This is a genomic window from Streptomyces sp. CA-111067 (genome assembly GCF_050956065.1).
Taxonomy (GTDB): Bacteria; Actinomycetota; Actinomycetes; order Streptomycetales; family Streptomycetaceae; genus Actinacidiphila.
In genome coordinates, this window is record NZ_CP192103.1 from 3,217,673 (window position 1) to 3,242,005 (window position 24,333).

Annotated in this window: 26 protein-coding genes and 1 tRNA gene; 13 read left to right on the forward strand and 14 right to left on the reverse strand. The window is 70.8% G+C overall.

The window, feature by feature from the left end:
• Positions 1 to 20: 20 nt before the first annotated feature.
• The 5 genes from ACQPW6_RS13930 (at position 21) to mscL (ending at position 4,192) form a co-directional block, all read left to right on the forward strand.
• The gene (locus ACQPW6_RS13930; RefSeq protein ID WP_433889921.1) at positions 21 to 1,388 is read left to right on the forward strand and encodes an MFS transporter; all 1,368 of its coding nucleotides are present in this window, start codon (positions 21 to 23) and stop codon (positions 1,386 to 1,388) included.
• 66 nt (positions 1,389 to 1,454) lie between these two features.
• On the forward strand, positions 1,455 to 1,805 hold the full coding sequence (locus ACQPW6_RS13935; RefSeq protein ID WP_433889922.1) for an FmdB family zinc ribbon protein: 351 nt from the start codon (positions 1,455 to 1,457) through the stop codon (positions 1,803 to 1,805).
• Positions 1,806 to 1,903: 98 nt separating this feature from the next.
• Positions 1,904 to 2,776, forward strand: coding sequence for an S-methyl-5'-thioadenosine phosphorylase (locus ACQPW6_RS13940; protein ID WP_433889923.1), 873 nt, complete (start codon positions 1,904 to 1,906; stop codon positions 2,774 to 2,776).
• Between the two features lie 378 nt (positions 2,777 to 3,154).
• Positions 3,155 to 3,619 (forward strand): hypothetical protein, encoded by a 465-nt coding sequence (locus tag ACQPW6_RS13945; RefSeq protein ID WP_433889924.1) that lies wholly within the window; start codon positions 3,155 to 3,157, stop codon positions 3,617 to 3,619.
• Between the two features lie 51 nt (positions 3,620 to 3,670).
• Positions 3,671 to 4,192 (forward strand): large conductance mechanosensitive channel protein MscL, encoded by a 522-nt coding sequence (gene mscL, locus ACQPW6_RS13950; RefSeq protein WP_433889925.1) that lies wholly within the window; start codon positions 3,671 to 3,673, stop codon positions 4,190 to 4,192.
• A 19-nt stretch (positions 4,193 to 4,211) separates the two neighbouring features.
• Here the strand turns inward: mscL and ACQPW6_RS13955 are convergent, their stop codons facing one another.
• On the reverse strand, positions 4,212 to 4,517 hold the full coding sequence (locus ACQPW6_RS13955; protein ID WP_433889926.1) for a hypothetical protein: 306 nt from the start codon (positions 4,515 to 4,517) through the stop codon (positions 4,212 to 4,214).
• Between the two features lie 179 nt (positions 4,518 to 4,696).
• On the opposite strand from ACQPW6_RS13955, the gene ACQPW6_RS13960 reads away from it, so the two are divergent.
• On the forward strand, positions 4,697 to 5,890 hold the full coding sequence (locus ACQPW6_RS13960) for a PLP-dependent cysteine synthase family protein (protein WP_433889927.1): 1,194 nt from the start codon (positions 4,697 to 4,699) through the stop codon (positions 5,888 to 5,890).
• A gap of 55 nt (positions 5,891 to 5,945) precedes the next feature.
• Here the strand turns inward: ACQPW6_RS13960 and ACQPW6_RS13965 are convergent, their stop codons facing one another.
• Together ACQPW6_RS13965 and ACQPW6_RS13970 are read right to left on the reverse strand one after the other, a co-directional pair.
• Positions 5,946 to 6,737, reverse strand: coding sequence for a VIT1/CCC1 transporter family protein (locus tag ACQPW6_RS13965; RefSeq protein ID WP_433889928.1), 792 nt, complete (start codon positions 6,735 to 6,737; stop codon positions 5,946 to 5,948).
• 120 nt (positions 6,738 to 6,857) lie between these two features.
• Entirely contained in the window at positions 6,858 to 7,853 is a 996-nt protein-coding gene (locus ACQPW6_RS13970; RefSeq protein ID WP_433889929.1) for a sigma-70 family RNA polymerase sigma factor, read from the reverse strand.
• Between the two features lie 207 nt (positions 7,854 to 8,060).
• Between ACQPW6_RS13970 and ACQPW6_RS13975 the strand changes: the two genes are divergently transcribed.
• The 3 genes from ACQPW6_RS13975 (at position 8,061) to ACQPW6_RS13985 (ending at position 10,140) form a co-directional block, all read left to right on the forward strand.
• Positions 8,061 to 8,582 (forward strand): N-acetyltransferase family protein, encoded by a 522-nt coding sequence (locus ACQPW6_RS13975; protein ID WP_433889930.1) that lies wholly within the window; start codon positions 8,061 to 8,063, stop codon positions 8,580 to 8,582.
• Positions 8,583 to 8,703: 121 nt separating this feature from the next.
• Entirely contained in the window at positions 8,704 to 9,489 is a 786-nt protein-coding gene (locus ACQPW6_RS13980; protein WP_433889931.1) for a dioxygenase family protein, read from the forward strand.
• A gap of 21 nt (positions 9,490 to 9,510) precedes the next feature.
• Positions 9,511 to 10,140, forward strand: coding sequence for a hypothetical protein (locus tag ACQPW6_RS13985; RefSeq protein WP_433889932.1), 630 nt, complete (start codon positions 9,511 to 9,513; stop codon positions 10,138 to 10,140).
• 129 nt (positions 10,141 to 10,269) lie between these two features.
• Here the strand turns inward: ACQPW6_RS13985 and ACQPW6_RS13990 are convergent, their stop codons facing one another.
• Together ACQPW6_RS13990 and ACQPW6_RS13995 are read right to left on the reverse strand one after the other, a co-directional pair.
• A complete protein-coding gene (locus ACQPW6_RS13990; protein ID WP_433889933.1) occupies positions 10,270 to 11,778 on the reverse strand; it encodes an MFS transporter in 1,509 nt (502 codons plus the stop codon).
• A gap of 262 nt (positions 11,779 to 12,040) precedes the next feature.
• Positions 12,041 to 12,700, reverse strand: coding sequence for a TetR/AcrR family transcriptional regulator (locus tag ACQPW6_RS13995; protein WP_433889934.1), 660 nt, complete (start codon positions 12,698 to 12,700; stop codon positions 12,041 to 12,043).
• Between the two features lie 264 nt (positions 12,701 to 12,964).
• Between ACQPW6_RS13995 and ACQPW6_RS14000 the strand changes: the two genes are divergently transcribed.
• Complete coding sequence (locus tag ACQPW6_RS14000; protein WP_433889935.1) at positions 12,965 to 13,450, forward strand: MarR family winged helix-turn-helix transcriptional regulator; 486 nt, start codon at positions 12,965 to 12,967, stop codon at positions 13,448 to 13,450.
• Between the two features lie 54 nt (positions 13,451 to 13,504).
• On the opposite strand, the gene ACQPW6_RS14005 is transcribed toward ACQPW6_RS14000, so the two are convergent.
• The 3 genes from ACQPW6_RS14005 to ACQPW6_RS14015 all read right to left on the reverse strand — a co-directional run bounded on the left by ACQPW6_RS14005 (position 13,505) and on the right by ACQPW6_RS14015 (position 16,521).
• The gene (locus ACQPW6_RS14005; protein WP_433889936.1) at positions 13,505 to 14,326 is read right to left on the reverse strand and encodes an ABC transporter ATP-binding protein; all 822 of its coding nucleotides are present in this window, start codon (positions 14,324 to 14,326) and stop codon (positions 13,505 to 13,507) included.
• 105 nt (positions 14,327 to 14,431) lie between these two features.
• Positions 14,432 to 14,848, reverse strand: coding sequence for a hypothetical protein (locus ACQPW6_RS14010; protein ID WP_433889937.1), 417 nt, complete (start codon positions 14,846 to 14,848; stop codon positions 14,432 to 14,434).
• An 86-nt stretch (positions 14,849 to 14,934) separates the two neighbouring features.
• Positions 14,935 to 16,521, reverse strand: coding sequence for an MFS transporter (locus ACQPW6_RS14015; protein ID WP_433889938.1), 1,587 nt, complete (start codon positions 16,519 to 16,521; stop codon positions 14,935 to 14,937).
• Between the two features lie 628 nt (positions 16,522 to 17,149).
• Between ACQPW6_RS14015 and ACQPW6_RS14020 the strand changes: the two genes are divergently transcribed.
• Positions 17,150 to 18,460 (forward strand): hypothetical protein, encoded by a 1,311-nt coding sequence (locus ACQPW6_RS14020; RefSeq protein WP_433889939.1) that lies wholly within the window; start codon positions 17,150 to 17,152, stop codon positions 18,458 to 18,460.
• An 86-nt stretch (positions 18,461 to 18,546) separates the two neighbouring features.
• Here ACQPW6_RS14020 and ACQPW6_RS14025 read toward each other — a convergent pair whose 3' ends face one another.
• Complete coding sequence (locus ACQPW6_RS14025) at positions 18,547 to 19,215, reverse strand: FMN reductase (protein ID WP_433889940.1); 669 nt, start codon at positions 19,213 to 19,215, stop codon at positions 18,547 to 18,549.
• Positions 19,212 to 20,393 (reverse strand): LLM class flavin-dependent oxidoreductase, encoded by a 1,182-nt coding sequence (locus ACQPW6_RS14030; protein ID WP_433889941.1) that lies wholly within the window; start codon positions 20,391 to 20,393, stop codon positions 19,212 to 19,214. Before ACQPW6_RS14030 ends, ACQPW6_RS14025 begins: the two co-directional genes overlap by 4 nt.
• A 222-nt stretch (positions 20,394 to 20,615) precedes the next feature.
• Here ACQPW6_RS14030 and ACQPW6_RS14035 point away from each other — a divergent pair.
• Positions 20,616 to 20,688, forward strand: a tRNA-Arg gene (locus ACQPW6_RS14035).
• 116 nt (positions 20,689 to 20,804) lie between these two features.
• Here ACQPW6_RS14035 and ACQPW6_RS14040 read toward each other — a convergent pair.
• The 4 genes from ACQPW6_RS14040 to ACQPW6_RS14055 form a co-directional block, all read right to left on the reverse strand.
• Complete coding sequence (locus ACQPW6_RS14040; protein ID WP_433889942.1) at positions 20,805 to 21,206, reverse strand: hypothetical protein; 402 nt, start codon at positions 21,204 to 21,206, stop codon at positions 20,805 to 20,807.
• A 61-nt stretch (positions 21,207 to 21,267) separates the two neighbouring features.
• Entirely contained in the window at positions 21,268 to 22,758 is a 1,491-nt protein-coding gene (locus ACQPW6_RS14045) for a hypothetical protein (RefSeq protein WP_433889943.1), read from the reverse strand.
• Positions 22,662 to 22,994: a hypothetical protein gene (locus tag ACQPW6_RS14050; RefSeq protein WP_433889944.1), complete on the reverse strand. Its 333-nt coding sequence runs from the start codon at positions 22,992 to 22,994 to the stop codon at positions 22,662 to 22,664. Before ACQPW6_RS14050 ends, ACQPW6_RS14045 begins: the two co-directional genes overlap by 97 nt.
• Positions 22,995 to 23,058: 64 nt before the next feature.
• On the reverse strand, positions 23,059 to 23,667 hold the full coding sequence (locus ACQPW6_RS14055; protein WP_433889945.1) for a TetR/AcrR family transcriptional regulator: 609 nt from the start codon (positions 23,665 to 23,667) through the stop codon (positions 23,059 to 23,061).
• A gap of 90 nt (positions 23,668 to 23,757) precedes the next feature.
• Between ACQPW6_RS14055 and ACQPW6_RS14060 the strand changes: the two genes are divergently transcribed.
• Complete coding sequence (locus tag ACQPW6_RS14060) at positions 23,758 to 24,168, forward strand: DUF4345 domain-containing protein (RefSeq protein ID WP_433889946.1); 411 nt, start codon at positions 23,758 to 23,760, stop codon at positions 24,166 to 24,168.
• Positions 24,169 to 24,333 lie beyond the last annotated feature (165 nt).

The following is a 24,333-nucleotide window of genomic DNA, read 5'->3' on the forward strand; positions in this document are numbered from 1 at the left end:
CGGCGCGGCTCCGCGGGCTCATGCCCGGAACGCGCCACCAGGCGGCAGAAAGTTTTCAGACCGTGGCATCCAAGGTGCCCTTTTCCTCCTTGCCATCCGAAGTGAGGGCGGCTGACGCTGCCCCGAAACCGGGCTATCGGCAGTTGCTGCGCACACCGGGCGCATGGACGTTCCTGCTTCCCGGATTCGCCGCGCGGCAGCCGTTCGCGATGCTCACCATCAGCATGGTGCTGCTCATGGAGCACACCACCGGCTCCTACGGCACAGCGGGAGCCGTCGCAGCCGTCACCGGGGTGTCGATGGCACTGTGTGCACCGCGCGGCGGGCGGCTGGCCGACCGGTTCGGGCAGCGTGCGGTCCTCGTGCCGGGCGTCCTCCTGCACTCCTCGTCCGTCGTCGCGCTGGTGGTGCTCGCTCTCGCGCACGCGCCGGTCTGGGCGGCGTTCGCGGCAGCGGTGGCCGCGGGCGCGACGGTGCCCCAGGTCGGCCCCATGGTGCGGGCCAGGTGGGCGGTGGCGCTCGACGGGTCCGCGCAGCGTTCCGCGTCGCCTCTGATGGCCACCGCCGCGGCCTTCGAGTCGGTGACGGACGAGTTCACGTTCGTCATAGGTCCGGTGCTCGCCACCGCGCTGTGCACCGGCGTGGACCCGGCGGCGGGTCTGCTCGCGGAAGCCGCACTCACCCTTGTGGGTGGGATCTTCTTCGCCGCCCAGCGCAAGACGGCGCCCGTGCCGGTAAGCGCCGCCCGAGGTGCGGAGGCCAGGCAGGCGTCGGCGCTGTCGGTGCCCGGCGTGCGCGCGCTGGCGGTCGCCTTCCTGGGCATCGGCGCGGTCTTCGGCGGCATGCAGGTGTCGATCACCGCGTTCACGCAGGAGGCGGGGCGGCCAGGCATCAGCGGGTTGCTCTACGGGACGTTCGCCGCCGGCAACATGCTGGCCGGAGTGGTCTACGGCACAGTCACCTGGCGCCGTGGTCCGCGCTGGCGGTTGTTGACGGCATACGGAGCGCTGACGGTGGCCTGCGTACCGTTGTGGGCCGTGCACGCGGTGCCGCTGCTGGGCATGCTCGGACTCCTGGTGGGCCTGTGCATCGCGCCCGCTCTGATCACCGGCTACACGTTGGTAGACGCCCTGGTGCCCGCCGCGGTACGAACAGAGGCGTTCACCTGGTTGACCGGTTCGGTCGCACTCGGTCAAGCGGCGGCTGTCACGGTGGCCGGACTTCTTGCCGACAAGGCGGGCTCGCACGCGGGGTTCGCGGTGCCGCTGATGGGCACCGCGCTGGCGTTCGCGGTGCTCACGGGACTGCGCGGGCACCTGGTGCCGTCGCCCCGGAGCGTGGTCGCCGCCAGTGTGATCGATCACCGTCCGGCCGTCGTGGTGGACTGACGCCGGGAAATGCTGCACTATTGAGCGTCGTTAGCACTCAATGAGTGAGAGTGCCAGGAGGAGCAAGTGCCGACGTACCAGTATCAGTGCACCGAGTGCGGCGAGGGCCTTGAGGTGGTGCAGAAGTTCAGCGATGACGCGCTGACTGTGTGCCCCAACTGCAGCGGACGCCTGCGCAAGATCTTCTCCGCCGTGGGCGTGGTCTTCAAGGGCTCCGGTTTCTACCGGACCGACAGCCGCGGCTCCTCGACGGGCAGCGCGCCCGCCGCCAAGAGCAACAACGGCAATTCCGAAGGCAAGACCGCCGCGCCGTCGTCTTCGTCCGACTCGTCGTCCGGTTCGTCCTCGCCTTCGAGTTCGTCGTCCGGCTCCTCGTCGTCGGGTTCGTCGTCGTCCAGCAGCACGTCGGCAGCCTGAACGACGCCTGCATCCCGGCCGGCCGCAGATCTTACGAACCCCCGTCGCTCCGGCGACGGGGGTTCGTCGCGCTTCCGTGTCCCGTCTAGGGTGATCGCATGGTGCAGAGCAGCGGTGTGAGCGGCGCGGCCGACGCAGGGGCGCAGGCCGAGATCGGCGTTATCGGTGGATCCGGCTTCTACTCCTTCCTCGATGATGTGATTGAAGTCACGGTTGACACCCCCTATGGACAGCCGAGTGATTCGCTCTTCCTGGGAGACGTGGCCGGCCGCCGAGTGGCGTTCCTGCCGCGGCACGGGCGCAAGCACCACCTGCCGCCGCACAAGATCAACTACCGGGCGAATCTCTGGGCGCTGGCCTCGGTGGGGGCACGTCAGGTACTCGGACCGTGCGCGGTGGGCGGATTGCGCGCGCAGTACGGTCCGGGCACCCTGCTCGTGCCCGACCAACTGGTGGACCGCACGAAGTCGCGCGAGCAGTCGTACTTCGACGGCGAGGTGCGGGCCGACGGCCAGGTGCCGAACGTGGTGCATGCGACCTTCGCCGACCCGTACTGCCCGGTGGGGCGAAAGGCCGCAGTGGACACGGCACGCGCCGGCGGCTGGGAGGCGGTGGACGGCGGCACGCTGGTGGTCGTTGAGGGTCCCCGATTCTCCACGCGGGCGGAATCGCTCTGGCACGCGGCGCAGGGCTGGTCCGTGGTGGGCATGACCGGGCACCCGGAAGCTGTCCTCGCCCGCGAACTCGGTCTGTGCTACACGTCGTTGACGCTCGTGACCGACCTGGACGCGGGCGCGGACACCGGCGAGGGCGTCTCGCACGAGGAGGTGCTCGAGGTCTTCGCGGCCAACGTCGGGCGAATGCGGGACGTGCTGTTCGACGTAGTGGGCGCGCTGCCGGCCAACGACGAGCGGGACTGCCTGTGCAGGGACGCACTGGGCGGGCAGGACACGGGAATTCCGCTTCCATAGCAGTTTCGGGGCCCGGCAGGGGCTGTTGACCAGGAGTTCCCTCGTTCGGGTGGCCGGTTTATCCACAGCCACCAGGTTGTCCACAGGGCCTCCTACGGGTGTCGGCGCAGTGCGCGATGGTGGATCTGCCGACCGGATCGACCGGTCGGCGTCCCTCGTGTCAGGCGGTGGTTCCCCATGCGTACGTCCGTAGCGGTCCCGGCTCGCAATCAGGCCCCAAAGTCCCCCGGGTCTCCGGCCGTTGCCCCCTCTCCCCCGTTCCCGTCAGCCCAGGAGTCGATGGCGCCGGCTGCTCCAGAGCCGTACGCGCCGCCGCGCTGTGCGGTGCCGCCGTTCGCGCCGATCCGTGCGGGTAGCGGCTTGTTCGGAGGCCGGCCGATGCGCCGACCAGCGCGGCGCAAACGGCGGGCCGCGGCGCTCGGCCTGGCCATGACCGCCGCAGCGTTGGCCGCGACCGCGGCGCACGGGGCCGCTCCGCGGCAGGTCGCTGCGGCGCCGCGCGGCCCATCGGTGGCGCAGGCCGTCCACGAACGGCACGAACGGCCTGCCGACGTCGTCAGGGCGCCGGTGCGGATCGCGGACGCGAGCGTCGTGGGGCTGCTGCGTCCGGGCGACCGGATCGACGTACTCGCCGCGTCGCGAGTGGTGGCCTCCGGCGTGACCGTCGTCGCGATCCCGCACACGGGCGTGGACGACGTCGCTTCGTCGCAACCGCCTTCGGGCACCGGCCTCCCCGCCGGCGGGCCGGGCGGCGCGCTCGTCGTACTGGCCGTGCCGCGACCCGCCGCGGCCGCTCTGTCGGGTGCCGCCGCGACATTGCCTCTGGCGGTGACATTGTGCTGAATCACCCGTTCGTGAAAGGCGATTGGACACGCCGTTCCGGGATTGCCTTGTATGGCGGAATCCATCATTCCGCCCTATCGGCATCAGGAGAGAGGCGCGTCGGTGAGAGACACGACCAAGCCGAGTCTGCTGGCAGGCTTCAAAGAATTCATCATGCGCGGCAACGTGATCGACCTGGCGGTGGCCGTGGTCATCGGCGCGGCGTTCAGCAACATCGTGAACTCCGTGGTGAACGGGATCATCAACCCGCTCGTCGGTGCGTTCGGTACGAAGGACCTCGCTGGGTACTCGTCCTGTCTCAAGGGCCCGTGCGTGACGAACGACAAGGGCGAGGTGGTCGGCGGCATCCGGATCATGTGGGGTTCGGTGCTCGGCGCGACCCTCACCTTCCTGATCACGGCCGCGGTGGTCTATTTCCTCATGGTGCTGCCGATGGCCCGCTACCTGGCGCGCCGGGCGGCCAAGACGAAGCACGACGAGGTGGTGGAGAAGGTGGCCGAGGTGGAGGAGATCACGCTACTGCGCGACATCCGCGACGCCCTGGTGGCGCCACGCAGCGGTGGCATGAGCTGACGGAGGCAGGCAACCGGATTCAGTTGTGGTGCGGCGGCTTCTCGTTGAGGAAGCGCGCGAAGTCGTCGTCCGCGGCACCGGCGGGTGAATCGCCCCAGCCGCGATCGGAGTCGTCGGCCGAGGGCCGGTCGAACGGGTCGTCGAAGACGAGCCCGGGGGCTGTGGCTGCCGAACCGGTGGCAGAGGGCACCGCTCCGGGCCGGGAGACGTCCACCGCGGAGTCCGTCTCCCCCGCCGTCTCTCCTGTGCCGCCTGCGCCCCCGTCTGAGGACGGTGCGGGGTCGGCAGCCGGCGGAACTGCGGAATCGGGGGCGGCGGGGCTCATGCCTCCAGGGTACGGCGGTGCGGCGGCCACCGAGCCGGCGCCCGAAGCACTGGCGCCGCCTGAGCGGCGGGCCCCGCAGCCGACATCGTCTTCACGGCCGCCTTCGCCGTCACCCAAGCGGACGGGTGGAGATACCCCAAGTGTCCGTTTGAGGCAGTCGGACGGATATACCTGGCCTCATGAGCGCACCCGAGCCGACGTCGTCCTCCCCAGCACCGGTCCCCGCCGCCGGGCAGACACCGCCACCGGCACCGGCAGTGGAACTGGACATCGACCGAAGCGACCCCGAGTACCGCCGCTGGTTGAGCGAGGCTGTGGGGAAGGTCCATGCCGATGCCAACCGGTCCGCCGATACCCATTTGCTGTCGGTGCCGCTCCCGGCGGACTGGGGCGTAGACCTCTATCTGAAGGACGAGTCCACGCATCCGACGGGCTCGCTCAAGCACCGGCTGGCCCGTTCGCTGTTCCTGTACGCCCTGTGCAACGGCTGGATCCGGCCGGGACGCCCGGTGATCGAGGCGTCCAGCGGCTCGACGGCCGTCTCGGAGGCCTACTTCGCCCGCCTGATCGGTGTCCCGTTTGTGGCCGTGATGGCACGCAGTACGGTCCGGTCCAAGATCGATCTGATCGAGTTCCAGGGAGCCCGCTGCCACCTGGTGGACGACCCGTGCGAGGTGTACGAGACGGCGGCCCGGCTGGCCCGGGAGACCGGCGGACACTACATGGACCAGTTCACGTACGCGGAGCGGGCGACGGACTGGCGGGGCAACAACAACATCGCCGAGTCGATCTTCCGGCAGCTGGCGGCGGAGCGGCACCCGGTTCCGACCTGGATCGTGGCGACGGCCGGCACCGGGGGCACTTCGGCAACGCTGGCCCGGTATGTGCGCTATGCGCAGGCGACGACCGGGATCTGCGTGGCGGATCCGGAGAACTCGGCGTTCCTCCCCGGCTGGCGGGACCACGACCCGACCGCCACCACTGGCACCGGTTCCCGGATCGAAGGGATCGGCAGGCAGCGGGTGGAGCCGAGTTTCGTGCCCGGCGCCATCGACCGCATGATGCGGGTCCCGGACGCGGCGTCGATCGCCTGCGTGCGGGTCCTGGAGCGGTTGCTCGGCCGCAGGGCGGGCGCGTCCACGGGCACCGGACTGTGGGCGGCCTTCCGGATCATCGCGGAGATGCGCGAACGCGGTGAGCACGGCAGCGTGGTCGGCTTGCTGTGCGATCCGGGCGAGCGCTACCTGGAGAAGTACTACGCGGACGGCTGGCTGGCCGAGCAGGGCATCGAGATCGGCCCGTATCTGGCGCGTCTGGAACGGTTCCTGGACGGCGGCTCGCTGGAGGTCGACGGCCCGCGCAGAGCGGCCTGAGACGGGTCGGCCCACGCGGGGCGCGGCCTGTCGCCCGCCCTCACGTTGAGGACGGTCACACGCCTGCCGCGCCCAGTAGTGCGCCGACCGCGTAGGTCACGCCCATCGCGAGCGCGCCGCCAGCCGCGTTGCGGATGATGGCGGGCCTGACGGGGGCGCTGCCGAGGCGGGCGCTCACCCAGCCGCAGCCGACCAGCGCGGCCAGTACCGAGACGACAGTGACGCCCAGTCTCCAGCTCTCGGCCGGCAGCACGATCGCCAGCAGCGGCAGCAGTGCTCCGACGGTGAAGGAGATGAAGCTGGCCCAGGCGGCGTGCCAGGGGTTGGCGAGTTCGTCGGGGTTGATGCCGAGTTCGACGCGAGCGTGGGCGCCGAGGGCGTCGCGGGCGGTGAGTTGGCGCGCCACCTCCCGGGCGAGGTCGTGGCTGATGCCCTGGTCTTGCAACAGGCCGGTCAGTTCCTCGAGTTCGGCCTGCGGGGTGGCGGCGAGCTCCTCGCGTTCCAGGGCGAGTGCGGCCTGTTCGGAGTCGCGCTGGGTGCTCACCGACACGTACTCGCCCGCCGCCATCGAGAGCGAGCCGGCCATCAGACCGGCGAGGCCCGCGGTGAGCAGCGCCGATCGGGAATCGGTCGCACCGGCCACGCCTACGACCAGGCCGGCGGTGGACACGATCCCGTCGTTGGCGCCCAGGACGGCGGCGCGCAGCCAGTTGAGCCGGGTGCCGAGATCGTCGTGGTGGGGTTCTCCGGCGTGCTTGCCGGTGCGATCCTCAGCGTCCTCCGCCGGCTGCTGCGGCGCCGCGCTCGCTGTGTCGGCCGCAGGCCGGGTCCCCGTGTCGTCGTTCATGGGAGGCAGCGTCTCACCTCGCACCCGTCATCCGCCGCGCAGGGCAAGGCCGAACCCCGGCGCGGGGGGGATGCACCGGGGTTCGGGTCTGTGGTGAGTTCTGGGTAGGTCTGCCGGGGCTCAGGCGGCTTCGTAGTCCAGGCCGGTCGCCCGGGCCATCCGCTTGAGGTCGGCGAGCGCGTGCTTCTCGATCTGGCGGATGCGCTCCCGGGTGAGGCCGTGCTCCTTGCCGACCTCGGTCAGGGTGCGCTCGCGGCCGTCCACGATGCCGTAGCGGGAGCGGATGATGGAGGCGGTGCGGTCGTCGAGACGGTCGATCAGGCCGTCGAGTTCCTCACGCCGCAGCATGACCAGCACGGAATCCTCGGGGGACGGCGCGGCGCCGTCTTCGACGAGGTCGCCGAACTCGGTCTCGCCCTCGGCGTCCACCGACATGTTGAGCGACACCGGGTCGCGGGCCCAGTCGAGCACGTCGGCGACGCGTTCGGGGGTGGAGCCCAGCTCGGTGGCGATCTCCGTCGGTTCGGCGTCACGGCCGTGCTCGCGGTTGAACTCCCGCTGCACCCGCCGGATCCGCCCCAGCTCCTCCACGAGGTGCACGGGCAGCCGGATGGTGCGCGACTGGTCGGCGATGGAGCGGGTGATGGCCTGCCGGATCCACCAGGTCGCGTAGGTGGAGAACTTGAAGCCCTTGGCGTAGTCAAACTTCTCGACGGCGCGGACCAGGCCGGCGTTCCCCTCCTGGATCAGGTCGAGCAGGGGCAGGCCGCTGCGCGGGTAGCGCCGGGCGACGGCGACGACGAGTCGGAGGTTGGAGCGGATGAAGACGTCCTTGGCGCGCTCGCCGGCGGCGACGATCGCCTCCAGTTCCTCACGGCGCGCGTCGGCGCCGGAGTCGGCGGGCAGATCGGGGTCGGCGGAGAGTATCCGCTCGGCGTAGACGCCTGCTTCGATGTCCCGGGACAGCTCGACTTCACGGGCGGCGTCGAGCAGCGGCGTACGCGCGATCTCGTCCAGGTACATGCCGACGAGGTCGCGGTCGGCGACTTCCCCGCCTGCCGCGCGAACGCTGCTGGTCCCGCCTGCGTGACGACGGGCGACGGCACGGGTTGCCATGCGTGCTCCCTTACGAAGGTGCGGTCGGACTCGGTCGGATGGAACTGCTGTCGTAGCCTGGCCACTCGGCTCCCGCCTTCGCGGCTCTGCTCTTCCGGTTGCCCCATCCGATCTGAATAACGACTGGAATCCGGACACAATTCCCATGTCGTCACCTGTTTTTTATGATCATGCAGTATGCTGTCCCGCCACAGAGAGAGACATCCGGTGTCAGAACGTAAAGAAGTGCTGGTCAGCCCGGGTTCCGAGGACGATCTGACAGCTCTGACCGACATCTACAACCACTTCATCCGCGAGACGCCGACCACCTTCGATGTCACCCCCATGCGTCCCGAGGATCGCCGCCCCTGGTTGCTCTCCCACCCGGAAGACGGCCCCCACCGGCTCATGGTTGCTCGTATTCCGGGTCCCGAGCCGAGAATTCTGGGCTATGCGACCAGTAGCGGGTTCCGCCCGAAGGCCGCCTATGCGACGTCGGTGGAGACCACGATCTACCTCGCGCCGGACGCGACCGGCCGCGGCGTGGGCACGCTGCTGTACGAGGCGCTTTTCGACGCCCTGCGCGGTGAGGACCTGCACCGCGCCTATGCGGGCGTCACGCTGCCGAACGAGGCGTCGCTGCGCCTGCATGAACGTTTCGGCTTCCGGCAGGTCGGGCTGTACGAGCAGGTCGGGCGGAAATTCGGCACCTACCACGACGTGGCGTGGCTGGAGAAGCGGCTTCGCTGACCGCCGCCCCCACGCACCTTGAGTCGCGTCCCGCGCCGATCATTGTTTGAACCTTCAAGCAGACCGCGCTACCGTCACCCCTGTACGCGTACGCTTGAATCTTCAAAGAGGGGTTACCGCGATGACCGCACCAGCTCCGGAGCGCATGCCCGCGCTCTACCTCTCGCACGGTGCCCCGCCGCTCGCCGACGACCCGGTGTGGCCGGGGCAGCTCGCCGCCTGGTCGGCCGAGCTGCCCCGGCCCAAGGCGATCCTGGTGGTCTCCGCGCACTGGGAGGAGGCGCCGCTCGCCATCGGCGCGACCACGACCCTCCCGCTGGTCTACGACTTCTGGGGCTTCCCCGAGCACTACTACCAGGTGCGCTACGAGGCCCCCGGGGCGCCGGGCCTCGCCGAGGACGTGCGCAAGCTGCTGCGCGGCGCCGGACACCCCGTGCAGGACGTGCCGGACCGCGGGCTCGACCACGGCGCCTATGTGCCGCTGGTGGAGATGTTCCCCGCCGCAGACGTTCCGGTGCTCCAGGTGTCGATGCCGACGCTCGACCCGCAGCAGCTGCTGGCGGTCGGCCGCAGACTGGCGCCGCTGCGCGACGAAGGCGTGCTGATCATCGGCAGCGGCTTCTTCACGCACAACCTGGCGGCGCTGCGGCACGCCGGTCCGCGGCCGCCCGAGTGGTCGGCGGAGTTCGACGACTGGGGGCACCGCGCCCTGGACGCGCAGGACGTCGACGCCCTGCTGGACTTCGAACACAGTTCGCCCGCCGGGCGGCTGGCCCACCCGCGAACCGAGCACTTCGCCCCGCTGTTCGTTACGCTCGGCGCCGCCGAGTCCGACCTCGGCAGTCAGCGCAGCATCATCGACGGATTCTGGATGGGTCTCGCCAAACGCTCGATCCAGTTCGGCTGAACAGGAAGACACCCCACTCTCATGCTCAAGCAGAAACGACGCATCGCGATCGGCGTGGCCCTGCTGGCCGGTGCCATGACGCTGGCCGCCTGCGGCTCGGACAGCTCGGACGGGAAGAAGGACGCCGGCAGCACCACGCCCGCCGCCACGAGCGGCGACAACAAACCCGCCGCCTCCTCCGTCTCCTGGCCGGCCCCGTCCGACGCCTCCGCGCGGGCCAAGGCGGCCGGACTGCCGATGCTCGGGCAGGAGGGCCAGGTGCTGCACATCCACAGCCACCTGGACGTGTACGTGGACGGCAAGGTGGTGACGGTGCCGGCCCTGGTCGGCATCGACGAGGCCAAGCAGCAGATCAGCCCGCTGCACACGCACGACACCACCGGCGTCGTGCACATCGAGTCGCCGGTGCAGGCCGACTTCACCCTCGGCGAGTTCATGACCGAGTGGAACGTGCCGATCACCTACAACTCGCTCGGCACGCTGAAGACCGGCGGCGGCAAGGAACTGCACATCTTCGTCAACGGCAAGGAGCAGTCCGGCAACCCGGCCACGCTCAAGCTGACCGCGCACGCGGAGATCGCCGTCGTCTACGGCTCGGCGGCCGACAAGGTGCAGGTGCCCACCTCGTACAACTGGCCGCAGGGCCTGTAAGCGCCGCTAACCCCCCGCAGTCTGCAGCGGTTTTCACCCGGCGCAGAACGACGATAAGACAAAACGGCAGGTCCCCACCCTTCCGAGTGATCCGGAAACGGTGGGGACCTGCCGTATGACGTCACACGGTCAGTGTGCGATCACCGGCACCGCGAAGTCCTCGACGGAGTCGCCGTCGGCGGTCTTCTCGGGCTGGTTCTGCACACCTGCGTTGACCAGGGAGAACACCAGCGCCGCGGAGAGGATCAGGATCCCCATCGCCACGTAGATGGCCACCGAGTAGCCGTGCACTGCCGACCGGTTCACGAAGTCGTGGTTCGCCAGGTCGGCCGCGCTCTTCTTGTGCGACGAGATCCACGAGGCCGTGGCGCTCGTCGCGAGGGTGTTGAGCAGGGCGGTGCCGATGGAGCCGCCGACCTGCTGCGAGGTGTTGACCATCGCGGACGCGACTCCCGCGTCCTCCGGCCGCACCCCGTGCGTGGCCAGGCTCATGGCCGGCATGAACGCCGTACCCATGCCCAGGCCCATCAGGATCAGGCCGGGCAGCAGGACGGTCGCGTAGCTGGAGTCGACCTTGATCTGGGCCAGGATGCCCATACCGACGGCCGCGACCAGGAAGCCGGGACCCATCAGCAGCCGCGGCGGGACCCGCAGCATCAGCCGGGTGCCGATCTGCGTGGAGCCCACGACCATGCCGCCGACCATGGGCAGGAAGGCGAAGCCCGACTTGATCGCGCTGTAACCCAGCACCTGCTGCAGGTAGTACGTCAGGAAGAGGAACAGGCCGAACATGCCGATGATGGCCAGGCCGAGCGACAGGTAGATGCCGCCGCGGTTCCGGTCGGTGACGACGCGCAGGGGCAGCAGCGGGGCCTTGACCCTGCCCTCCACCACGACGAAGGCCGCGAGCAGCACCAGGGCGCCGGCGAACAGCGACAGCGTGCTGCCTGCCGTCCAGCCGGACGAGTCGGCGCGGCTGAAGCCGTAGACCAGCGCGACCAGGCCGAGGCTGGCCAGGATGACGCCGGGGATGTCCAGGCGGTTGCGGTTGCGCCCCTGTGCGGGCTCGTTGATGAACAGCACGGCGCCGATGACGGCGGCCACGGCGAAGAAGATGTTCACGAACAGCACCCAGCGCCAGTTCAGGTACTGGGTCAGCACGCCGCCGAGGACGAAGCCGAGGGCGGCACCGCCACCGGCGATGGCGCCGTAGATGCCGAACGCCTTGGCGCGTTCCTTGGCGTCGGTGAACATCACCGCGAGCAGCGACAGCGCGGCGGGCGCGAGCAGCGCGCCGAACACGCCCTGCAGGGCGCGCGCGCCGAGCAGCATGGCGGTGTTGACGGCGGCGCCGCCGAGCGCGGAGGCCGCGGCGAAGCCGAGCAGGCCGACGACGAAGGCGTTCTTGCGTCCCCACAGGTCGGCGACCCGGCCGCCGAAGAGCAGCAGGCCACCGAAGGCCAGGGTGTAGGCCGTGATGACCCACTGCTTGTTGCTGTCCGAGATCCCCAGGGATGCCTGAGCGGACGGCAGAGCGATGTTCACGACGGTCGCGTCGAGTACGACCATCAGCTGGGCCAGTGCGATGAATATGAGCGCTGTCCAGCGCTTTGGATCAGGTTGGAGCGTTTCAGGCATAACTGGACTCACTAATCGGTGCGGAGTGACAGGACGTGGGGACGTGTGTCAGCAATCGGTTCCGTCCGGCGCCTTGGATCGAGGTCCTGAATCCCGGCCCCGGTCCCCACCCTGTGTGGGGGAACCCGCCCTCTGGGGGCATGGGCCGCGGACGGGCGTCCGGCGGGACGAGCGGTGGATCCGGGCCACGCAGATCGTTGATCTTGGCGAACTCGCCTACGCTATAACCCGGCTGGAGTACGTTGCGAACGAATTACGGTGGCTAGCAGCGTTTGGTCTGCAAATCCTCCAGAGTGGCGGCGGTCCCCGTCAGCACCGACTGCGCGGGTGCGCGCAGCCCGTCGAGGAAGAGTTGCAGGTGGCGCTGGACGAAGCGTTCGAAGCCCAGGCAGCCGGTGCCCGGCAGCGGCCGGGACAGCTGGGTGACGGCCACCATCAGGTCACCGACGGCGATGTCGGTGCGCAGCTGGCCGGAGCGCTGGGCCCGGTCCATGATGGCGGTGATCGAACGTTCCAACCGCTCCACTTGGGCGACGACCGCGGGATCGAGGCGGTCGAACACGTCGGACAGCAACGGGCAGATGGCCCCGATCCGCTCCTCGGCCGCCTCGAAGACGAAGCGGCGTAGTGCGGCGAAGGCGTCGGGCTCTTCGGCGAGCGCGTCCTCCGCCCGCTGGGCGGTCTGTGCCATGACCGAGCACGTGACCTCGCGGATCAGCTCCGCGCGGTCGGTGAAGTGCCGGTACAGCGTGGCGTTGCCCACTCCGGCCCGCCGGGCCACTTCGTCAAGCGGCACATCGGGTCCGAGTTCGACGACGGCCTCGCGGGCCGCGGCGACGATCCGCTCCCGGTTGCGGGTGGCGTCCGCGCGCAGCCGTACGGCGCGGGGCGGCCTGGTGGCGGTCTCGACGTCGATGGTCACGGCGGGCTCCTTCCGGGGTCGGTGTCACAGTTGCTGTGAACGGCTCATGTCGAAACGGATAGTGGCTCCCCGTTTCCTGACACCAAGGTTAAACGGGGAGTCGGTCCCCGGATATTTCGGGTCCCTGTGTGACCTGCGTCACTCATTTTCGGCCACAGAGGTGTCGGGTGGCCGGTATGCCGCGCACGGGGGGCGCGGGCGACACGGGGAGGCGCGGGCAGCACAGAGGTGCCGCTCATTGAAGCTTCAAGAAGTGCACCTACGATGAACAGCATGAAATGGCTGACCGAAGACGAGCAGGCGACCTGGCGGGCGTTCCTGCACGCCACGACGCTGCTCGAGGACCACCTGGACCGTCAGCTCCAGCGCGACGCCGGCATGCCGCACATGTACTACGCGCTGCTCAGCACGCTCTCCGAGACGCCCGGCCGCAGCATGCGGATGACCGAACTCGCCGAGCAGGCCAAGATCACCAGATCCCGGCTCTCGCACGCGGTGGCCCGCCTGGAGGGCAACGGCTGGCTGCGCCGCGAGAGCTGCCCCTCCGACCGCCGCGGCCAGGTGTGCGTACTGACCGACGCCGGCTACCAGGAACTGGTGCGCAGCGCGCCCGGGCACGTGGCCGCCGTCCGCGGTGCGATCTTCGACCGGCTCAGCCCCGAGCAGACGCGGCAGCTCGGCGAGATCTCCCGGGTCATCGCCGAGGGACTGCACCAGCCGGAGGGCGCCGACCTGCCCTGGCTGCGCTGAGAACGCCCCTCAGCCGCCCCCGCGGGGCCGGTACGAGCCCGCGGGCCCTGACGGTCAGCGGCGGCCCGAGCGGGCCAGCCAGCGGCCGTCGTGCCGGCTGACCTCGATCGGCCGGCCGAAGCACTCGGTGAGCCGGTCTCCGGTGAGCACCTGCTCGGCCGTCCCGGAGGTGAGCACCCGGCCCTCCTTGAGCAGCATGACGTGCCCGATCGCGGGCGACAGCTCCTCCAGGTGGTGGGTGACGGTGATGGTCGCCAGGCCCGTCCTGGTGACCGCGAGCCGGTGCATGGCGTCGATCAGGTCCTCGCGGGACGGCAGGTCGAGGGCGTTGAACGGCTCGTCGAGCAGCAGCAGCGACGGGTCGGCCATCAGCGCCCGCGCGACCAGCACCCGCGCCCGCTGACCGCCCGAACACACTCCGTACGGCCGCTGCTCCAGCTCCTTGATGTCGAGCTCGGCCAGCAGCGCGTGCGCCCGATCGCGCACCTCTGTGTCGTACTTGCGCCACAGCGGCTGCACGGTGCCGGTATGACCGGTGAGGACGACAGTGTGGGCGGTCGCGTCCAGCGGCACCTTCTGGGCGGACGACACCAGGCCGATGTGGGCGCGCAGCTCGCGCATGTCCACCCTGCCGAGACGGTGGCCGAGCACCTCGACGGTGCCGGTGGTCGGGTGCATCAGCGCGCCGATCAGCCGCAGCAGCGTCGTCTTGCCTGCACCGTTGGCGCCGAGCAGCGCCCAGTGCTCGCCGGACCGGACCGTCCAGCTCACGTCGTCCAGGATGACCTGTCCCGTGGTGTACCGGCGGACGCTGGCGGCGTCGAGTGCCGCCACGACCGCCGGCGTACCGCCTGCCGCAGTGCCGTTGGCTGTCATGCCGGCACGGTAGCTGCATCCACCATCTTCACGCGGCCGGTTCCGGCATGTGGAAACGCGCACAGTCTGTGCCGGGTCGCTGCCGCCACAGGCGGACGCCGCCCCCTACCCGAGGTGGAGGCCGCCGTCGATGTGGAAGTCGCGGCCCTGGATGACGGTTCCCTGCCTGCCGCCGCTGACGACGTTGGTGACCCGGCCGCCGCCCTCGCCCTGGGCGCCGCCCTGTGCGGCTTCGGCCTCGGCAAGGATCGCCCGCAGCTCGGCTGCCGCCGCCGGGTCCTCGGCCAGCACCCGGCGCAGTTCACGCCGCCACTGGGCCTCGACGTCGCCGGCGGCCTCGGTGTCGCCGTCGCGCCGCGCGGCCTCCAGCTCGCCGCGGTAGGTCTCCAGGTCGTCGGCCGCCGTCGGCCGCCGCAGCAGCCGCGCCACCCGGTCGCGGACCTGCGTCCAGGCGTCGGTCGCCATGAGTGTGACCAGCGTGGTCGCGCCCGACGCCGCCAGCGCCGTCAGCTCCGGTTCCATTTCCGCCCCCTCTGTGACGGGTTGCCACCGCGTCGTGACACACGATAGCCGCGCGGTCCGCGCCGCTACGCCCCGCAGGGGATGTCCTACCCGCCGGTCGTCCGGGCCGCACTTGTGTCGGCCGCGGCGGCGTCTTCGCCCTGCTGCACGGGCGGTGACTGCAGCGAGCGCGGCAGCCCGCTCCGGTAGAGCAGGAACGTCGCCACGAAGCCGACCGCGAACAGCGCCGCCGACCACCAGTAGGCGACGGTGTAGCTGTGCAACTGCGACTGCGCGAGCACCGCGGGGGTGTGCTGCTTGCCGGACAGGTAGCTGGCCGCGGCGCTCGTCGCCAGGGTGTTGAGCAGCGAGGTGCCGATGGAGCCGCCGACCTGCTGCGAGGTGTTGACCATCGCGGACGCGACACCTGCGTCGTGCGGCTCCACGCCCGCGGTGGCGAGGTTCATCGCGGTGGCGAAGATCAGGCCGAGGCCGAGGCCCAGGACGAGCGTCGGCGGCAGTACGTGCGCGGCGTAGGTGCTGTTGCGGTCAAGCGCGGTCAGCCACGCCATGGCGCCGCACGACAGCAGCATGCCGGTCGGAACGATCGGCTTCGCGCCCAGCTTCGGAACCAGCACATTGGTGGTGGTCACCGACGTCGCCATGATCAGCAGCACCATCGGCAGGAAGGCGAGCCCGGTCTGCACCGGTGAGTAGTTCAGGCTCTGCTGGAGGTAGTACGTCAGGAACAGGAAGACGCCGAACATGCCCGCGCCGGAGATGAACATCGCCAGGTACGACGCGCTGCGGTCCCGGTCGGCGACCACCCGCGGCGGCAGCACCGGGTGCTGCGCGCGGACCTGCCAGCGGGCGAAGGCGATCAGCAGGATCGCGCCGGCGGCCAGGAAGCCCCAGGTGCCGGTCGAGCCCCAGTCGTGCTGCTCGGCGTTGGAGAAGCCGTAGACGATGCAGAAGAGGCCGGCCGAGACCAGGACCGTGCCGGGGATGTCCAGGTGCGGCTTCGCCGGCCGGCCGCCCGGCGACAGCAGGCGCAGGCCGCCGAGGAACGCCACCAGTGCGAAGAGCAGGTTGACGTACAGGCACCAGCGCCAGTTCAGGTACTCGGTCAGCACGCCGCCGAGCAGCAGGCCGACCGCGCCGCCGGCGCCCGCGATGGCGCCGTAGATGCCGAACGCCTTGGCGCGCTCCTTGGGGACCGTGAACGTCGTGGTGAGCAGCGACAGTGCCGCGGGCGCCAGCAGGGCGCCGAACATGCCCTGGAGGGCCCTGGCGGTCACCAGCACCTCGAAGCTGGGCGCCGCGCCGCCGATCGCCGAGGCGACCGCGAAGCCGACCAGGCCGATCAGGAAGGTCACCTTGCGGCCGATCAGGTCCGCGAGCCGGCCGCCGAACAGCAGCAGCGAGCCGAACGCGAGGGCGTAGGCGGTCACGATCCACTGCCGGTTGCCGTCGTTGAAGTGCAGGTCGGTCTGGGCGGACGGCAGGGCGATGTTCACGATCGTGGCGTCGAGGATCACCATCAGCTGTGCGACGCCGATCACGGCCAGCACCCACCAGCGGTGGGACGGTGTGCCGACGACGCTGCCGCGCCCCTGTCTCCCGCCGGGCCTCCCTCCGGAGGCGCTGCCGCCCGGTCCTGATTCCGCGGAGCTGCCAGGGGTGCTATGGGCCATGACGTGATCTCCTCAGCGCTGGCGCAGGGTCCGTCCGTCCCTCGGTTTTTCTACGCTAAGCGCAGCTCAGCGGGCCCGCCACGCGAGGCGGCGGGGGCGGCGCGAGGGCGGGCCGCGAGGGCGCGGGAGACGGGGGCGGGGGCGGGTCGTCGCGTGGGCGCGGAGTGCCGAGGAGCCGCCGTCGCGTCCGGTCCCCGTACCGGGTGCGAGGGCGGCTCCTCCGTTCACGGTCGGGGCCCAGGCGGCGGCCCGGGTCCCGTACTCCACCGCGACCGCCATCGGACGACCGTCCCGGGTGGCGATGACGGCCACGGATCCGACCACCGCGCGGCCCGCGTTTCACCGGGTGTGCGGCACTGACACAACGATCAGTAACCGCCCATTCGATACGACTAACGCATCGTCACTCGTTCGGCGTGACTCAATGAGCGGCCGTCCGCGCGCAGGTGTACGCGCGGGCGGCCCGCACCCATGCCCGGCGCGGCGGGCCGCCACACCCGGACGGCGACCGCGTCACCCGCTCGCCCTGTGCCGGTAGCCCGTACGCAGCATCTCCGCGCGCGGCCCGCGGCCGCGCCGCGTTGGCTGGGTGCAACAGGGGCGGGTCCTCCGGCGAGGGAGTGCGCAGATGGCGACCATCGAGGGCGGTCCCGGCGGCTCCGACGGCTCCGGGGACGGACCGCTCAGTGCCGGCGAGCGGGCCGAACTGCTCGCCCTCCGCAGCCGTTTCCCGGCCCGGCACCGGCTGCGCTCCTTCTTCTCCGCGCTGCTCATCACACTGGCCGCGGTACTCGCCCCGCTCAGCGCGGTGGCCGTGTGGGCCGCCGACCAGATGGGTGACACGGACCGCTTCGTGTCGACAATGTCGCCGCTCGCCTCCGACCCGCACGTGCAGGCGGCCGTCACCGACCGGGTCACGGACGCGGTCGTACAGTATGTCGATCTTGACGCGCTGCTGGCCGGCGTCACCCCTGGCGACCGGCCGGAGGTCAAGGCGGCGCTGGGGACACTGAGCGGCCCCATCAGCAGCGGCCTGAAGGACGTCGTACACGGCACAGTGGCGTCGTTCGTCTCCAGCGACGCCTTCCGCACGATCTGGACTCAGCTCAACCGGCAGGCGCACGGCGCGTTCACCGGGGCGCTGACCGGTGACAGCGACACTGCCGTACGGGTGAAGGGCGACGCGGTCGTCCTGGACCTGGCGCCGGTCGTCGCGCAGGTCAAACAGCAGCTAGTGGACCGCGGGGTGGGCATCGCGTCCAAGATCCCGGCGGTGCACGCCAAGTACACGCTGGTGCAGTCGCGTGACGTCAAGCGGGTCAAGACCGGCTTCCGGCTGCTGCAGGTGATGGGGAACTGGATGACGCCGCTGACGGTCGTGCTGGCTGCGGCCGGCGTACTGCTCGCCGGCCGGCGGCGGCGCGCACTGGTGGCGGCCGCGCTGGGCATCGCGGCGGGGGTGGCCGTGCTGGGCATCGCGTTGACGGTTTTCCGGATCATCTACCTCGACCACCTGCCGACCGGGGTGGACGACAAGGCCGCCGCCGCGGTCTATGACCAGCTGGTACGACTGCTGCGCAGCAGCGTGCGGATGGTGGTCGTGCTCGGGATCGTCGTGGCGGTCGGCACGTGGCTGAGCGGCGCGGGACGGTGGGCGGTACGGAGCCGGGCCATGTGGGAGTCGGGCATCGCGGCGGTGCGGGACGCCGCGGGGGTGACGACGACCGGACCGGTGGGGCCGTGGGTGCACCGTCACCGCGGCTGGCTGCGGTGGGGGACGGTGCTGGTCGCGGCGGTCGCCTTGGCGCTGTGGTCGTATCCGACCGGGATGGTGATCTTCTGGATCGCGGTGGTCGTCCTGGCGGCGCTCGCGGTGATCGAGTTCCTGGACGACGCAGAGGCGTCGGACAGCGGACCCGCCGTCAAAACGCCCGCATAGGCAGCGGTTTCCGGGATGACCAACAGTTCATCGTCCCGGAAACCGCTGCCTATGTGTCGGGTAGGGCCTGAACCAGCCGCAGCTGTTCACGCTTCGACGGCGAGCGCGGCCAGTTGCTCGGCGAACGGCACCAGGTCGTCGTCGACCTCGCCCGCGCTCTCCGCTGCGCCCGGCGCGGGCCGCGCGCGGCCCGGACGCCCGTCGAGCAGCGACGCGAGTTCCGCCGCCGCGCGGTCGATGCGGACGGCGAGCGCGTCGTCGCCGGCCGCGCCCCAGTCCTCGGAGGCCGCGTAGACACCGGTGGGTACGACGACCGCGCGCAAGTAGCCGAACAGCGGGCGCATCGCGTGGTCGAGCATCAGGGAGTGCCTGGCGGTGCCGCCGGTCGCGGCGATCAGCACCGGGGTGCCGGCCAGCGCGTCCTTGTCGATCACGTCGAAGAACGACTTGAACAGCCCGCTGTAGGAGCCGGTGAACACCGGTGTGACGGCGATCAGGGCGTCCGCCGCGGCCACCGCGTCCACCGCCTCGCGCAGCCGGGGCGGCGGGAAGCCGGTGACCATGTTCTGCGCCACCTCGCCGCCGAGGTCGCGCAGCTCGATCACCCGCACCTCGACCTCAGCGGCGGCCAGCCGCCGTACGGCCGCGGTCAGCCGGTCGGCCAGCAGCCGCGTCGAGGACGGCCGGCTGAGCCCGGCGCTGACCACGACCAGCCGCGTCACCGCGCCCTCCTTCACGACGGACTCCTCGGTCACGAGGTCACCTCCAGCTCCACGTCATCCGCGGCGGACGCCGCACCGGCACCCGCACCCTCACCCGAACGAGCGCCCGCGCCCGTACCCGCCGCAGCTGCGGCGTCCGCGTCCCGGCGGGCCACCAGCGAGGCGTGCGTCGGCGCGTCCGGCACCTGCGCCGGCCGCCCCTTGGCGAACTCCGCGCGCAGCACCGGCACGACCTCCTCGCCGAGGATGTCGAGCTGCTCGAGGACGGTCTTGAGCGGCAGCCCCGCGTGGTCCATCAGGAACAGCTGCCGCTGGTAGTCGCCGACCTCCGCGCGGAAGCCCAGCGTGCGGTCGATGACCTGCTGCGGCGAGCCGACGGTCAGCGGCGTCTGGTCGGTGAACTCCTCCAGCGACGGACCGTGTCCGTAGACCGGCGCGTTGTCGAAGTACGGGCGGAACTCGCGTACCGCGTCCTGCGAGTTCCTCCGCATGAACACCTGGCCGCCGAGTCCGACGATGGCCTGCTCGGGCGCGCCGTGCCCGTAGTGCGCGAAGCGCCGGCGGTAGAGGTCGACCATCTTCCGGGTGTGCTCCATCGGCCAGAAGATGTTGTTGTGGAAGAAGCCGTCGCCGTAGTAGGCGGCCTGTTCCGCGATCTCCGGGCTGCGGATCGAGCCGTGCCAGACGAACGGCGGCACGCCGTCCAGCGGGCGCGGCGTCGCGGTGAACGACTGCAGGGGTGTGCGGAACTTCCCCGCCCAGTCCACGGCCTCCTCGCGCCACAACTTGTGCAGCAGCGCGTAGTTCTCCACCGCCAGCGGGATGCCCTGCCGGATGTCCTTGCCGAACCACGGGTAGACCGGCCCGGTGTTGCCGCGGCCCATCATCAGGTCCACCCGGCCGTCGGCGAGGTGCTGCAGCATCGCGTAGTCCTCGGCGATCTTCACCGGGTCGTTGGTGGTGATCAGCGTGGTGGACGTGGACAGGATCAGCTTGCTGGTGCGCGCGGCGACGTAGCCGAGCATCGTCGTCGGGGACGACGGCACGAACGGCGGGTTGTGGTGCTCGCCGGTCGCGAAGACGTCGAGCCCGACCTCTTCGGCCTTCTGCGCGATCGTGACCATCGCCTTGATCCGCTCGTGCTCGCTCGGCACGCGGCCGTTCGTCGGGTCCGCGGTGACGTCGCCGACCGTGAAGATCCCGAACTGCATCTCAACCCACCGTCCATTTGGTTGACCGTTCAACTGCTTACCTCGTCGAACGCCCCTCCCCCGCCCTCTATTCCCCTCCCCGCCCCGGGCCCGCCCCGACCCCCGACCTCACGCCCGGACCGGCCCCCAGGCCCCCGGCCCCGCGCTTGAACGCACCCCGACCGGGGAGGAAGCCGGCGCCCCCCGCCGATCCGCTACGCTGTCATCCGTCAGACCCACCCCGCCCCAGTAGCTCAGGGGATAGAGCACGGCTCTCCTAAAGCCGGTGTCGCAGGTTCGAATCCTGCCTGGGGCACGTTCCGAATCCACGACCCGGCGCGGCCGTCGCTCACCACGCCGTGGCGCGGTTCGGCCGCCGGGCAGACCGGCTCCGCAGCCCCGTCCGCAGGCAGGCGGGGGCGCTGCGCGGAATCACCAGCGGTTGAGGACGGACCGGGTCACGGACATCGCGTCGCCGCCGCGCGCCACGGCGTCGAGGACGGCGGTGGCGAAGTCGGAGGGCAGCCCGGTCGCCAGCGGGCTGCCGAGTTCGCTGCGGCACGCGCGGGGCGCGTCCAGCTCCAGGGGCGTGCCGTGGCTCAGCTCGAAAACGGTGGGGGTGCCGGGCGCGCCGGGTTCGAAGGCGGCGCCGAGCAGGGCCCTCATCGCCGTTCCGCCGCACGACCGGCGCAGTTCCACGACGGTCCGGATCGGCCGACCGCGCCGTTCGGAACCGGGCCGTTCGCGGCGCACGGTGTGCGGGCCGGTGTACGCGGCCGAGGTCTCGTCGTTGCGGATGGCGGCGCGCCGGCCGCCCAGCCTGCTGATGATCACCGCGGGTCCATTCCCCAGGCGCGGCGCCAGACGTTGTTGAACAGTTCGGGGAACCGGTCGATCACCTCGGGGGTGTAGTCCTGGCCGCCGGGTGGGTGCGCAGCGCCGCCTCGTACGCGTCCTCGGGGCTCGCCCCGCCGTCCATCAGCCCGGCCTCGGTGAGCTGGTGGAGCATGAAGTCGGCCTCGCCCTCGCTCAACGGGCGACCGGTGGCCAGTGCCTGGCGTATGCCGGCGGCCATGACGTCGTTCGGCGCGAAGCGGTCGAGTTCGGGCCGGGACAGGTGCCGGAGGACGCGGCTGAGGTGTTCGAGTGTGTAGTCGCCGGCGGCCGGCAGATCGGGGGGAGTCGGCGCCGCGGATCGCGGAGTCTCCGGTGTCGCCGCCGCCGGTCTCGGGTCCGCCGACGGTGTCGCCGCTGCCGGTCTCGGGCCCGCCGGCTTCGCACCGGCCTGTCCCTGCCCCGGTGGCCGCGTTGTTGCCGCTGACCGCCGGCCGGCGCTCAGCCGCATCCGTGTCCGCCGGCCCGTGAGCAGCGCGGACGACGTGCGGGCGGTCCGGCGCAGCCGTGCGCCCCGGGCGGCCGGACCGGTGGCGGCAGCGGCCGCGACTCTGCGGCGCCGCCAGTAGAGCAGCACCAGCACCAGCAGGACCAGTTCCGGGAGCAGGCGGATCACGGGGATGAAGGAGCGGGCGGAGATGCCGTGGTGCGATGACGCGGCGGATGCCTGCTCGGGGGTGGGCGCGCCGAGGAAGACCGTGTGCGAGCCGCTGTCCACGGACGGCTCGGTCAGCGAATCGCCCACGTGCTGCGGCAGTTGGGCGTAGTGCGCCTTGAAGTTGCTGTCGCTGACCTGCTGGAAGGGGACGTTGGTGAGGTCTACTCCACCGTAGACGTAGGTGCGGGTGTGGACCGTGTCGCCCTCGGTCGTCTTGTGGGTGACGTTGAACTCGCCCTTGGTGTAGGAGTCGACGTAGTCGTCGAAGGTGTCCGTGGGCTTCCAATACGTCGCGGTCGCCCAGTCGTCGACATCCCCCTTGTCGATGAGGTCGCCGTACGCGGTGTCCTGCTTGCGGCTGAGGTCCCGGTACCACTGGGCGGCGACCCGGGCGACGTAGACCCGGCGCAGATCCGCGTACGCCGGTGCCGTGTTGATCTCGTTCTTCAGCTCGGGCAGCACCAGGCTGCGGAACAGCTGCTCGTTGTGGGTCTCGGTGGCCTTGTCCTGCTTCGGGCACGACGCGGCGGCCGACGTTCCGTGGACCTTGAGGTGCTGCGTCTCCATCTCGACGTCCAGCGGGGCGTCGATGATGTAGAGCTTGTCGCCGCCCTGGTGCACCTTGGCGGGCTGGGGCACGATCCACGTGCGGTAGGACATGCAGTTGCCCGCCATCAGACCCCAGAACTGCTTGCCGAGCGCGGTGTCGGGATGGATGAGCCTGCCGATGCTCTTCTTCATCTGCAGGTCGGCCTGGGGCATGACCCGGCCGGCGTCGGTACGGCCCAGCTTGCCGTCGACGATGCGATCGGGCTCGGTGGGGTCTGCTTCCACTTCGACTCCAGGAAGTCGTCACGCGGCTCGGAACGGAGGAAGACACCGTTCCGGTAGACGTCGAACACGACCACCCGGTTCTTCACCAGGTTGCCGGTGCTGGCGGTCACCACCGTCATACGGGTGCCGTCCGCGGTGACGTACTCGATGGCCGCCACATTCCTGTTCATGGAGATGCCGTGGTTGATCCGGTCCTGCTGCATGTACCTCGCCAGGCGGGTGGTGCCCCACGGCACCTGTCCCTTCGGCGACGTGGCCGCCGCCGGGAGTCCCGCCCGGGTCGGGGCCGCACGCGCCGCGTCAGCACGGCCAGTCGGGGGCCGGGTCCTCGGCGAGCAGGGGGCGGAGGGCGCCGAGGACCGCGCCGACGCAGACGTCGCGCAACTGGGTGCGGGTGCACGTCTCCTGGGTGAGCCAGTCGACGCAGAGGATCTGGACGAAGACCAGCCAGCTCTTCAGGACGCCGGACACGGCCTCGCGGACGTCGTCGTCCGCGAGGGGGAGTACGGCCAGCAGCCGCGTGCGGAGCGCGTCGAGCTCGTTCGTCATGATCGTCTGGATCACCGGGTCACCCGCGAGGACCCGGTTCGCGGCGAGGACGGCGTTGCGGTTCGCCACGAAGTAGTCCAGGTGGACGTCCATCCCCTGGATGAGCTGCTCCAGCAGGGAGTCGGCGGGGTCGAGCCGCGTCTCGGCGAGCAACTGGTCCGCCGCCTGCTGGTAGACGGCCGCGAAGAGGGTCTGCTTGCTCGGGAAGTGCCGGTAGAGCAGGGCCCGGGAGACCCCCGCCTGGTCGGCGACCTCCTCCATCAGCACGTCGGCGTACGGGTGCGTGGCGAAGAGCCGGGCGCCGACCGTGAGCAGTTGGGCGCGGCGGTCGGCGGGGGTGAGTCGCTGGCGGGGGGACACGGGAGAAGTCTAGTTGACACGGGTCTACTTGGCCGCCACTGTAGTAGACACATGTCAACTAAGCTCCGCAGTGACGGCTTGGAGGAATCAATGGCCAGGGTTCTGCGCCCGCTCACACAGCTGATGGGATGGGCCTGTGTGGCGATCGGCCTGTTCCACGTGGCGCTCGGCAACGCGGCGATCCCCGGCGCCGGTTCCGCCGGTACGACGATCGACAGCTGGGGCAGGTTCATGGGCGCCAGCTTCGTCGGCTACGGGCTGGCCTGGATCTGGACCGGGCGGCAGCGCCCGATCCCGGCACAGGCGGTGCGGTGGCTGACCGCGGTCTTCCTGCTGGGCGGCGTGGGCCGGCTGATCTCACTCGCCGAGCACGGCTGGCCGCAGTGGTTCCAGATCGCGCTGACGGTGATCGAACTCGGGTTGCCGCCGGTCTTCTTCTGGCTGGCCGACGCGGAGGAAGGGCCCTCTGGGGCGGCGGCGACCTGGTGGCCGGCCGACTGATCGACGAACGCGCCTGAGCCCGGCCGAGCCCGGAACCGCGAGCCCCGACGACGACTCCGGCTCCGGCTCCGGGCCGCGAACGCCGGGCGCGACACCGGCTGGACACCTCGGCCCGGTACGGTGCGCCGACCCGCGACCCGCGACCCGCGACCCGCGACCCCGGCC